At 42.1% G+C, this 11,913-nt stretch carries 8 protein-coding genes; 4 read left to right on the top strand and 4 right to left on the bottom strand.

Features of this window, described 5'->3' with window-relative positions; translation table 11 throughout:
• The first annotated feature begins 32 nt into the window (after positions 1-32).
• A complete protein-coding gene (locus tag OCV39_RS14860; RefSeq protein WP_261889867.1) occupies positions 33-1,853 on the top strand; it encodes a bifunctional protein-serine/threonine kinase/phosphatase in 1,821 nt (606 codons plus the stop codon).
• Between the two features lie 206 nt (positions 1,854-2,059).
• Positions 2,060-3,688: an NAD(P)/FAD-dependent oxidoreductase gene (locus tag OCV39_RS14855; protein ID WP_136995143.1), complete on the top strand. Its 1,629-nt coding sequence runs from the start codon at positions 2,060-2,062 to the stop codon at positions 3,686-3,688.
• Positions 3,689-3,805: 117 nt separating this feature from the next.
• Here OCV39_RS14855 and OCV39_RS14850 read toward each other — a convergent pair whose 3' ends face one another.
• The 4 genes from OCV39_RS14850 to arfB all read right to left on the bottom strand — a co-directional run bounded on the left by OCV39_RS14850 (position 3,806) and on the right by arfB (position 10,207).
• Positions 3,806-6,802: a ligand-binding sensor domain-containing protein gene (locus tag OCV39_RS14850; RefSeq protein ID WP_261889866.1), complete on the bottom strand. Its 2,997-nt coding sequence runs from the start codon at positions 6,800-6,802 to the stop codon at positions 3,806-3,808.
• A gap of 450 nt (positions 6,803-7,252) precedes the next feature.
• Entirely contained in the window at positions 7,253-7,702 is a 450-nt protein-coding gene (locus OCV39_RS14845; RefSeq protein WP_017053469.1) for a dCMP deaminase family protein, read from the bottom strand.
• Between the two features lie 162 nt (positions 7,703-7,864).
• Positions 7,865-9,631, bottom strand: coding sequence for a methyl-accepting chemotaxis protein (locus OCV39_RS14840; protein WP_261889865.1), 1,767 nt, complete (start codon positions 9,629-9,631; stop codon positions 7,865-7,867).
• Positions 9,632-9,796: 165 nt separating this feature from the next.
• Complete coding sequence (gene arfB, locus OCV39_RS14835; RefSeq protein WP_017053467.1) at positions 9,797-10,207, bottom strand: alternative ribosome rescue aminoacyl-tRNA hydrolase ArfB; 411 nt, start codon at positions 10,205-10,207, stop codon at positions 9,797-9,799.
• 86 nt (positions 10,208-10,293) lie between these two features.
• Here arfB and OCV39_RS14830 point away from each other — a divergent pair, with 86 nt between their 5' ends.
• Both OCV39_RS14830 and OCV39_RS14825 read left to right on the top strand, forming a co-directional pair.
• Positions 10,294-10,905, top strand: a complete 612-nt coding sequence (locus OCV39_RS14830) for a beta-phosphoglucomutase family hydrolase (RefSeq protein ID WP_261889864.1) — start codon at positions 10,294-10,296, stop codon at positions 10,903-10,905.
• A gap of 74 nt (positions 10,906-10,979) precedes the next feature.
• Positions 10,980-11,855, top strand: a complete 876-nt coding sequence (locus tag OCV39_RS14825; RefSeq protein ID WP_261889863.1) for a DMT family transporter — start codon at positions 10,980-10,982, stop codon at positions 11,853-11,855.
• Positions 11,856-11,913 lie beyond the last annotated feature (58 nt).

The raw sequence follows: 11,913 nt of genomic DNA, 5'->3' as shown, positions 1-11,913 counted from the left end.
AAGTGATGGCAAAGCATTTGGAGAGATAATCAATGGACGGTTTATTGCCAGACTCAAATCGTACACTCTTGCTCACTTATGGTGGATGCTCGCTGCAAGGTCGTAGAGATGAGAATCAAGATGCTTTTTTGGTTAAGTATCCAAGCAGTAGAACTGAGCTCTATTTTAAAGGCAGCATTGCTTGTATTGCTGATGGTGTGAGCTGTAGCGAGCAAGGGCAGAAAGCTAGCCATACTAGCGTGATGCAATTTTCGAATGATTACTATGCGACGCCAGATAGTTGGAGTGTGAAGCGATCGGTAACGAAAGTATTAACAGCGCTCAATACATGGCTTTTTACACAAAGTGAGCGCGATCATAGCCGACTTATTCAATCAAACAAATTGAGCAGAACCAGCCAAAGCACGCAGAACGGTGAACCAAACTCGAACTTACCACATAACGGATTGGTGACAACGTTCAGTTCTATTGTGTTTAAGTCGAATACCGCGCATATATTCCATGTCGGGGATAGCCGAATTTATAGGTTCAGGGGAGGAGAACTCACGCTATTAACTCGTGATCACCAGCGCATGAGCTTTGGAACTTCGGGGTATCTAACGCGTGCGTTGGGCATCGATAATAGGCTTGACGTGGATTACCAATCCCTCAGCTTAGAGGTCGGTGATCTTTTCCTTCTGACCACTGATGGTGTGCATGACTACCTACCTCAAAATCAAATAGCAGCACGGCTTGAAAAAGGAGATCACAACCCAGAAAAAACGGCTCAAACCTTATGCCAAGAAGCGCTCAATTCAAATAGCCAAGATAATGCGACGAGTCTGATTGTCAGCGTAACTGAACTCCCAATGAAGTCGGCCCTCGATATACATAAAAAGACGCTTGATTGTGCGATTCCCCCAGCGTTGAAAGTGAATAACACCATCGATGATTTCAAGGTGGTCAATATTTTGAATGAGAGCAGTCGAAGCTATGTGTACGAGGTCATCGAGAAGGGGACTGGTGAGCGGTTTATTCTTAAAGCTCTGCCTCCTAGCTATATTGATGATCAAGCCGCATTAACGAATTTTAGCCACGAGTATTGGATTGGATCGCAAATGAATAGTGAACGAATCATGCGTGTCTATCCTAAGCCAGAAGGCTCAAAATTTATCTATCATCTTTATGAGCAAATTGATGGGATCACCTTAAGACAATGGATTTATGATAACCCAATGCCCTCCATTCAGTCTGTGCGGTTGATTCTGGCTGAAATCGTCAAAGCGGTTCGAGTCATGCAAAGGTTAGACATGGTGCATCGTGATCTAAAGCCTGAGAACATTATGATCACCGAAAGTGGTCGCATTAAATTAATCGATTTTGGTAGCGCTAAAGTCATGGGTTTAACCGAAGCTATGGGGTTATGTTCCGATGAATTTCCTCTAGGTGCCGCAAACTATATTGCGCCAGAGTATTTGGCGGGTGAAGAGGTGACTACCGTTAGCGACCTGTTTTCAGTTGCGGTGATCGGTTATGAAATGTTAACGGGCGCTTTGCCGTATAAAGAAATAAATTCCCAGTCTATTTCTCAAGCTCGGCATCAAAAATGGCACTATCGATCTGCTAGGACAGTGCGAGCTGACATCCCTCTATGGCTCGATTTAACGTTCAAAAAAGCGTGCCATCCATCCACCCAGCAACGTTATCAGGTGATGAGTGAGTTTATTGCGGATCTCTCAATTCCGAACGCTCAATTAATCAAAGAAATGAAGAAGAGCCCGTTAACGACAACCAATCCGCTGATACTTTGGAAAAGTGCAACATTGGTATGCTTTGTCATAGCGGTTGTGGAATGGCTATTACTCGTTGGATAATTTTTGATATGGATATGAACTTGGTACGGAGAGTGCGGGGGATAAATGACTAATCTGGTCGATCTTTTCGATGGGTAATTAGAGATAAATATACGGAAAATCTTAAGCAGTCATCCCATTAGTTTTAACGTGACAATGTTATTACATTTTTGAGATAGATCACGTAAACTACGCGCTTATTTTTTCGTCCAATTATCAGGTGAATTATGATTCGTCTCAACCAAGTAAAATTACCGCTGGATCACAGTGAAAATGCACTACAAGATTATGTATTAAAAGCATTATCTTTAACTGAACAACAACTGGTTGATATCCATGTATTCAAACGTGGTTATGATGCACGAAAAAAGAACCAAATTACGCTGATCTACACGCTAGATGTTACTTTGCAAAATGTGGATGAAGACAAATTGTTAGAAGGGTTTGCTGAAGATCCAAATGTACGTGTCTCTCCAGATACAGAATACAAATACGTTGCGAATGCGCCAGCGAACTTGACTGAGCGTCCAATCGTGATTGGTATGGGACCATGTGGATTATTTGTGGCACTAATTTTAGCGCAAATGGGTTTCAAACCGATTGTATTAGAACGCGGAAAATCAGTACATGAACGCGCAAAAGATACATTCCGTTTTTGGCGTACTAGCAAACTGAATACAGAGTCTAACGTTCAGTTTGGTGAAGGCGGTGCGGGTACATTCTCTGACGGTAAGTTATACAGCCAAGTGAAAGATCCAGGCTTTTTAGGCTTAAAAGTGAAGCAAGAGTTTGTACTTGCGGGTGCGCCTTCTGAAATTATCTATGTAAGCAAACCACATATTGGTACTTACAAGTTAGTGACTATGGTTGAGAAAATGCGCCGTAAAATCATCGAACTTGGTGGTGAAATTCGTTTTGAAACTCGTGTGGAAGAGATCAACATCGAAGGTTCGGGTGATGCAAGAAAAGTAACTGGCGTGACTTTAAACGGTGGCGAAGTGATAAGCAGTAACCATGTTGTGGCTGCCATCGGTCACAGTGCTCGTGATACTTTCCAAATGCTGCACGACAAAGAAGTTCACCTAGAAGCACAATCTTTCTCGATCGGTTTCCGTATTGAACATAAGCAAGAGATGATTGACCAAGCTCGCTTTGGTAAAAATGCAGGTCACCCACTGTTAGGTGCGGCAGACTATAAACTTGTTCACCACTGTAAAAATGGTCGTTCAGTATATAGCTTCTGTATGTGTCCGGGCGGTGTAGTTGTTGCTGCAACCTCTGAAGAGCATGCCGTTGTGACTAATGGTATGAGCCAGTATTCACGTAGTGAACGTAATGCGAACAGTGCAATTGTTGTGGGCATTTCTCCGGAAGATTTTGATAACGATCCGCTACAAGGCGTTGCACTGCAGCGTAAACTTGAGCGAAATGCTTACATCATGGGTGGCAGCAACTACGATGCACCTGCACAAATGGTGGGTGATTTCTTAGCTGCGGGTAAAGGTAAACCTTTTGAAGCGGTGGAGCCATCTTACAAGCCAAACGTGAAAATGACCGATCTAACGGATTCATTACCAGATTTTGCAATTGAAGCTATTCGTGAAGCATTGCCTGCATTCGCTAAGAAAATTCGTGGGTTCGACAGTAAAGACGCAATGCTGACTGGAGTAGAAACACGTACTTCATCTCCAGTGCAGATCAAACGAGGCAAAGATTTCCAAAGTATTAATACTCAAGGTCTTTACCCTGGTGGTGAAGGTGCTGGTTACGCTGGTGGTATTTTATCCGCTGGCATTGACGGTATTAAGATTGCAGAAGCTGTGGCTCTAGATATGTTGAAAGGTGTAGAAGCTTAAGACCTTAATAGAGGCTTAAGATAACAATCGAAGCCAAAAAGCAGCCGATAATATCAATGATGATAGTATCGACCTTCATCAAAGGGATCCTTGTCTAGGATCCCTTTTTAATGAATTTTAAACATGACTGGTGATTTGCTCTTGTGGTTCTTCACACACGTATATCCCGTCGCGACCTGAGTGTTTTACCTGAAACAGAGCGTCGTCTGCGATACGTAGTAAATCTTCAAAATCGTGACTGGTCGAGGCGTTTACAATGCCAATACTGATGGTCGTAGAGAGTTTATCTGCTACTGTTGAGTAGTCTAAATGCTTAATTAACTGGTTGAGTTGTTGGCAAAAATCGTAAACCTCTGAAGGTTTCCAACCAATCGTGCCAATGACAAACTCTTCGCCGCCCCAACGAGCAATGAAACAATCTTCCTGTATATATGGTTTGAGAGATTGACCAATTTTTCTTAACACTTCATCGCCTATGATGTGGCCGAAGTTGTCATTAATCCTTTTAAAGTGATCGATATCGAGCATCACGATAGAGAAGTTCTTTTCGATGCTATTAGTTTCGATGCTATTAGTTTCGATGCTATTAGTTTTGATGTTATTAGCTTTGGTGCTAGGTGATTCGATACCACTTGGGTCGATTGTATTTCGAATCCAGTCATCAAATGCACGGCGATTAGGTAAGGTCGTTAGTTGATCCTCTTCTGCCTGTTTCTTAAATGCAGTCGCTTGCACTTGTAGCGCTTTTGTTTTTTGCTCTATTTCATAGGTGAGTCTCATTTCAGATTTCTGTAATAGGCTAACACGCCATTGGAATGAGAGAGCAATCATAAGAATAAACCCGGCAAAAATAGATAATTGAATACTCGCTCTTTGCCACCAGTGAGGCAGGATAGTAAATGAATAACTGGCTTCGTTTAGCATACTTTGGTGGTAGGAATAGTAGGCGTTGACAACAAACCTGTACTCGCCCGGAGCTAAGTTTGTATACTCAGATATTCCTTGGGAGCCACGTTCTATCCAATCAGAATCGAGCCCTTCGAGTTTTGTTTTGTAGCGAATATGCTGAGATGATTGAAAACCTAGTCCAACAAAGTTAAAGACGACTCTCTGTGTACCTGCTGGCAAGATAGAGGCTTTTTCATCTGATAGATCAAGTTCATGTTGATCACTGATGACGCTTTCGATAACCGTTGGAAACGTAGGCGTAACTAACTGCTTGAATCGTTGTGGGTGAGTCACTGTCACGCCAAGCGCAGAAGCAAACCAAAGTTGACCAGAAGAGTCGATCGTAGCTGCTGGGTTTGAGCCACCATTGAGCTGCGCACTTGCCATACCATCTAGTTCGTTGTAATGCTCAAATGTCAGTGTCTCAGCCGTTCCATCCGCGATTGCGTTGGCATCATGTTGGGATATTCGCCAAATTCCTCGATTTGACGTTAACCAAAAATAATCGTTGGAGTCAGCGAGAACTTGGAAGAGTTTATCGATGGGCAGTCCATGTCTTTTGCCGACTAAGCTTAAATCTTTATCAGAGAATCGATAGCGAATTAAACCACGATCTGTTGTCATCCACATTTGGTTTTCTTCTGCATAGAAACCGAAAACGTATTGGGCTTTATCAAGAGGGTCGAGGTCTAAAGTAGCGACGATGTTATTCTCGATAATGGCGACTCCAACCCCAGTACCAACCCATACTCGACCAAGAGTATCGGTGGATAATGCCATGATATAGTTGTCAGGTAGACCATCTTGAGTAGTAAATAGTTTATAGCTTCCATCAGGTGAGTATTTAACTAGCCCTGCTGTAGTTCCTACCCATAGTTCGTCTTCTGAAGTTTCCAGAACGGAACGGATCTGTTTCGTCGGTAAAGAAGGTAAGAAGTGAGGTTGTAATATTCCTTGATCAAAGAGATATAGACCTTTTGAGTAAGTCCCTACCCAAGCTCCACCTGCTGATCTTGACGCTAGGCTCAGTACTGATAGTTGTTTTTGAGCAGTTTGGCTGCTTGAATTAGGACTGTATTTGGTAACTTTGTCACCTTCAACCACGCTGAGGCCATTGCTCGTTCCCGCAATGATTTTACCAGAACCGTTTGCGAGTACGGTACGAACGTAATTGCCAGATAACCCCTTGGACTGATCCCAGGTGTTAAATGGAGCTTTCCGCAAACGAGTTAACCCACCGTTTGTCCCAATCCAAATGGACTTCTCACGATCCTGATAAAGTGAAAGAACATGGTTATGGGATAAACCTTGTTGTTCAGAAAAAGACGATATTTGCTGGTTGAAGTAGTGAAAAACGCCCTGGCTGCGAGTACCAAACCACAGCTCTTTTTGCTCGTCGATCATGACTTTAGTTACGATCGAACGATTCAATGCTTCATGTATTCGGGAAAGACGGCCATCTTTATATTGCCATGCGCCATTTTTTCCGCCCAAGATAATAGTACCTTGATCATCTTCAACCGCTGAGTAAACGGTGGTATTACCGAGCCCACTAGACTCACTGACATTTTCGACGGCCTTGCCAGAGATGATATACAACCCGCGACTTGTTGAGGCTAGCAGATCCCCATTTTTACGAAAGGACAGTTGGTAAACGGTGAGGTTAGGAAGGATGAGTTGATTATCAGCATTAGCCTCTGCTCTGAAAATAAGTCCTTCAGAACTAAGACCAATCCATATTCCACCGTCGGGTTGTTTAATGACGGCGTTGATTAGATTTTTAATAGTTGGTAGTGAAGACCAGTGATAAGCCTCTCGATAGACGAGCCCTCCACGAGCGCCTCCTGCCAATAATCCTCCAGACGTATCTGAATATAATGCTCGTACGCCAGAATCGACTAATCCACTTTCAGAACCGCGGGTGAAATGCTTGAACTCTTGTCCGTTAAATCGAGCGATGCCTTCCCATGTGGCAAACCATAAATAGCCATCATCAGTCTGAGTGATTGCGTTGATACTGTTATGGGGTAATCCATCTCGACTTGTCCAATTTTCGTATTGGTACTCATCAAGAATCATCGCGGATGAAGAAAACACACTGCCGAGAGAAAACGCGACAAACATCATCATCGAAAGAGTGCGAGCAGTCAGTAAACGAATAAGCATATAATCTATCAATGTATTAATTCTCTAATCCCACAGAATAGAGTAATGCTTATAGTCACTCAATTATTGGTGCTCTTTTTTTTTATAAAATAGTAATAAGGTGAAGTAGCACACTGTTTTGGTGTGTTACTGATGAGTAGTCTCATTTATAAGAAAGTCAATAAACGTTATGCTGTCCAATGTGTGACTCTGGTTCAATCCTTGGTTGCAACATCGTAGTTTTCTAATGGGCTATTGAGTGTGAGTGATTGGATGTTAATGATGCAAATTATTCGTCAATAAAGAAGTTCGTCTTTGAAATGCTTAAATGGTCGCGCGGTCAGACATGCATAGGTAGGGTGAATAAATACCGGAAAGTAATTAGACAAAAATAAAGCCTGCCACAAATAGGCAGGCTCTAAAAAATAGGGTTAAATATCGGTGTATGCGGTCACCGCTTTAATTGTTCGGTTACTCTTCACTCAGTTCACTGATGGGTAGCCAAATAACTTTCACTCCGGACTGCAGAAACATATCTTGGCTAATCTTGATTTTATCACCCCAGCGAGATAGAAAGTCTTCTGACTGCTCAGGACAATAAACTGCAGTAATGCCTGTTTGAATGATTTTCGCCGCGCAGTTTGGGCATGGAAAGTGCGTTACCCATATATCACACATGTCTAAATCACGTTTAGCAAAAAGGATGGCATTCTCTTCTGCGTGTAGTGTTTTCAGCAATTTCATTTCACGATCGTCTGTTTCAGCACTGTCTGAAATGCCATGAGGGTATCCATTAAAGCCGACAGAGACGATACGATTGTGTTTTGTGATCACAGCGCCCACTTGTGTTGATGGATCTTTACTCCATGAACCAACGAGTTCAGCCATCTGAAAAAAACGTTTTGCCCATTTCGATATCATTGTGTTTGCCTTTATTGTTGCGTGAATACGCTTCTAACTTATTGAATCATCATACATCAAAGTTAGACTATTCTCAGCTTTGACCCAAATAATTCTGTCACATGATATTGAATGAGTTGGGCAAAGTTCAATTTTGGCTGATTAATATAAATAGGCCTTCGATCACTTATGTGTTTTGAAGACCGCGACGGCATTATCCATCTCCGTTGCTTGAGATGACACCGTGTTTACCTCGATGAGACACTGCTGGGCAGAGTGCATGTTGTTATCTGAGATAGTGTTGAGCTCTGTAATGGATTCGCTCACTTGATTCATCACAATCCCTTGCTCTTCAATCGCAGAGGCAATACGTTCAGAGTTGGCTTGTATCGAGCCCATATCATTGATGATTTGTTGCAAACTATTGTCTAATTGCTCTGACGCGGCGAGGGTTTCGTGCCCTTGGGTATTGCATTGTTCGATATCGGCAACAACTGTCGACATCTGACTCTGAATTGCAGAGACCACATTGGTTATCTCTTCCGTTGATTGATGAGTTCGGCTGGCCAACGCTCGCACTTCATCAGCGACCACAGCAAAGCCACGCCCTTGTTCGCCCGCTCGTGCGGCTTCAATCGCGGCATTTAAGGCTAATAGGTTAGTTTGCTCTGCAATTTCTTGGATGATGTGAACCGCTCCACCGATTTTATCGACATGGCTATTGAGTGAGCCGATGGATTGTTGACTGCTCGATAGTGTTGAAGAGAGTTGCCCAATGTTCGTAACGGTTGATTCAACCACTACTCGTCCATTTTCGGCATTACCTGCTGCCTGTTGTACCCCTTCTACGGCGATCGTTGTACTTTCTGAAATCTCATTGATGGTTGCGACCATCTCTTGCACTGCCGTTGCCATGGTTGTGGTGTGATCGGCTTGAACATTGAATTGCTCAATGACCTCTGCTAGTTGGACTTGCATGTTATTCGTGCTGCTGGTCAATTGGTGAGATTTTTCTTGAGAGCCAGAGACCAGGTCCTCGATCTTGTTGAGTAGGGTATTGAAGTGAAGTCCGACTGAAACCAATTCATCTTTTCCTTTTAAATCGGCTCTCATTCCAATGTCGTTGGTTTCAGATATACGTCGAATAACCAATAGTAACCGTTGAACCTGGGTATTAATCGAGCGAGATATTTGCCAGATAAATAGGATGATAATGAGTAAGACTGAACCGCTAATGATATTTTTTATGGTGTTAAGAGAGTTGGTTTGAGAGTTAGATTCAGTCGTTAACGCTTTCGAAAACGCTTTAAATTGCTCCTCAACAGCATGTGAGAGTGCACGAGTGTCTCCAAGTAAACCTGTATTGTATTTTAGGCCGACCACTATTTTTTGAGCGATTAATTGTTGTGCGTTTTTACGTAGCTGCGCTGAGTTAATACCAACTAGGAAAGAGCCATCAAACTCTCCGTGCAGTACCTTAGTATTAAAATGGATCAGATTTAGCAATTGATCTCCAGTTGCTTGGCTCTCTACGCTTTCTAGTTCTTGTGAAAATTGACCAAGTAGGCCCGTATCTTCCTGTAATCCAAGAACTGTTTGTGCATGGACTAACTTTTCAAATCCTGCTTGGTATTTGAGAATATCTTGGCGTAATTGACTACTCGAAGGGAGGTTTTGCTGAGTTAAAATTGAGGTGAGATCGTCTTCCAAACTCAGGAATGTATTAATATTCTTTGAAAACTTATCGAGGTATTTGAGATCGTGTCGAAGTAAAAAATCTTTTTCATTTCGCCTTAAGTTGAGTAAGCGAATTTCTAGCTTATCAACAAGCTTAGCGGCTTGGGTTAATTCATTGGAAGTTCGAACGAAACTGTTGGTAGCAAAAAGTAAGGAAAGAACCCCTAAAATAGCAATAACACCTAGCAGGTATAGCTTTTGCTTTATACTCATCATACTTCCTTGTTTTTATAAATTTATATCTAATGCATCGCACTCATAGGTCTTCCCATACAGTAAGATTAATTGAGTTTATTATTATTAATGTTACAAATTTATGACAAACAAACGTCACAATAATGACAGTTGTAACTAACAGTATGATAGATAAGAATAAAACTAGATTAACTTTCCTCTTAATTTTTTTGTTGCGCCTTTTTGTGCTTTTTTATCGAGTCGCTTCCGTTGTGAAGAGCGAGTTGGTTTGGTTTCTCGTCGGTTTTTTTGAACGGTGGTTGCAGAGATGACTAATGCTTTTAAGCGAGCTAGGGCATCGTCACGATTTTGTTCTTGTGTTCTATATTGCTGCGCTTTAATGATGATGACACCTTCTTTAGTGATGCGTTGATCTTTTAAAGCTAACAACCTCTGTTTGTAAAAATCAGGAAGCGTTGAATGGTGGATATCAAACCTAAGATGGATGGCGCTCGACACTTTATTGACATTTTGTCCGCCAGCACCTTGGGCTCGTATCGCTGTGAGTTGGATTTCCCAGCTTTGAATTGTGACGGCGTTAGATATTTGAAGCATAGATAGAGAGGGCCTTAGTAAAAATCCCATACATTCTACTTAATCTTCGCTAAGGTAGTACAACTTTGTTTTTGATAGGTGTAAATATGAGTATTGATCTTAGTAGTTATCAAGGTTTGATCTTTGATATGGATGGCACACTCATTGATACTATGCCTGCGCACCTTGATGCGTGGGAGAAAACAGCCAATCAGTTTGAATTTCCATTTGATATGGATTGGTTGCATAGCCTAGGGGGAATGCCCAGCTTTAAAATTATCGGACAAGTGAACCAAAAGTATGGTCTGAATTTAGATGCTAAGCAGGTTTCTAAATTTAAAATGCAATGCTTTGCGGCTTTGGAGCACCATGGTGACGTGATTGAGTGTACATATCGATTATTAATAGACAATCTTGGTAAGAAGAAGCTGGCAGTAGGAACGGGAAGCCAAAGACAAAGTGCGATTCGTTTATTGGAAAAAGCAGAATTGTTAAACCGATTGGATGCAATGGTTTCCGCGACTGATGTCGAAAATCATAAGCCTGCGCCCGATACTTTCTTGCAAGCAGCGAAAGAGTTAGGGTTAGACTCTACACAATGCGTGGTTTTTGAGGATACTCATCTCGGTAAAATGGCCGCACATGCAGCAGGAATGGATTGTTACTTAGTGGTGGATGGACGCTTAGAATTTCATCCGGTTTCACAAGTTACAGACTAAGTTATTAGGGAATTTTCGATTCAAATCGGCACTATTCATAGATACAAGTGAACGGGTGTTTAATAAGGACTATCGTGACCTGGATATTTTTTACGTTATTAGCTGCATTTAGCCAGTCTTGGCGCAATGCCTTTCAAAGTCAGCTCAGTAAAGAGATGAATGTGATTGGTGTGACGCTGTCACGATTTTTATGGGCAAGCCCGCTCGCTGCTCTTTATCTAGTGTGCCTATATTGGTTTGAGCCGGTTGCATTGCCTTCCCTTAATATCCGCTCGTATCTATTTATTTTTGGTGCATCAGTGATGCAAATTTTAGCGACTGCGCTAATGGTGGTTCTATTCAAACAGAAGAATTTTGCCATTGGCGCTGGTCTTGCAAAAAGTGAAGCGCCAGTTGCGGCAATTTTAGGCGTATTATTTTTTGGGACATCTCTTTCTCTGTTTGGTTGGGCGGGTGTTATCGTTGGGGCCATCGCTGTGTTTATGCTTAGTTGCTCGAATGGTATACGTTCTATTTCATTGAAAACGGCACTTATCGGCTTAGCATGCAGTACCTCTTTTGCGTTGACCTCTTTATGGATCAGAGAGGCAAGCCTCACTCTTGATTTACCATTTCCTCATCGTGCCGCTTGGGTCTTATTCCTCGTCATCTCTTTTCAAACTCTGATCTTATTAGCTTATATGTTGTTAAAAGATAGACGGACCCTAAGTTTAATGTTCATTAAGTCTAAACTCGTCATCATGACCAGTGTTGCTAGCTTTGTTGGCTCATTAGGGTGGTTTAGCGCAATGTCACTTCAAACGGTTCCATTAGTGAAAACATTGGGGCAGGTTGAAGTCTTTTTCACCATGCTGATTTCATTCTTCTGGCTGAAAGAGGGCATTCGCAGAAAAGACATGCTCGCACTGGTTTTAATCGCTATTGCCGCTATTTTGGTTATGTGGCAGTAGCTTACGTGAAAGTAATATTGTAAATGGGTGTTATCCACTCACTTGCTAGTATATACTC

This window comes from Vibrio cortegadensis (assembly GCF_024347395.1).
GTDB classification, from domain to species: Bacteria; Pseudomonadota; Gammaproteobacteria; order Enterobacterales; family Vibrionaceae; genus Vibrio; species Vibrio cortegadensis.
Note: the sequence above shows the minus strand (reverse complement) of the source record. Positions and strands in the feature narration are given on the sequence as shown.

Bases quoted from the DNA above. Each gene is read 5' to 3' on its own strand.
- arfB (WP_017053467.1), bottom strand. From the start codon at position 10,207: ATGCTTCAAATATCTAACGCCGTCACAATTCAAAGCTGGGAAATCCAA.
- OCV39_RS14860 (WP_261889867.1), top strand. From the start codon at position 33: ATGGACGGTTTATTGCCAGACTCAAATCGTACACTCTTGCTCACTTAT.
- OCV39_RS14855 (WP_136995143.1), top strand. From the start codon at position 2,060: ATGATTCGTCTCAACCAAGTAAAATTACCGCTGGATCACAGTGAAAAT.
- OCV39_RS14830 (WP_261889864.1), top strand. From the start codon at position 10,294: ATGAGTATTGATCTTAGTAGTTATCAAGGTTTGATCTTTGATATGGAT.
- OCV39_RS14845 (WP_017053469.1), bottom strand. From the start codon at position 7,702: ATGATATCGAAATGGGCAAAACGTTTTTTTCAGATGGCTGAACTCGTT.
- OCV39_RS14840 (WP_261889865.1), bottom strand. From the start codon at position 9,631: ATGAGTATAAAGCAAAAGCTATACCTGCTAGGTGTTATTGCTATTTTA.
- OCV39_RS14850 (WP_261889866.1), bottom strand. From the start codon at position 6,802: ATGCTTATTCGTTTACTGACTGCTCGCACTCTTTCGATGATGATGTTT.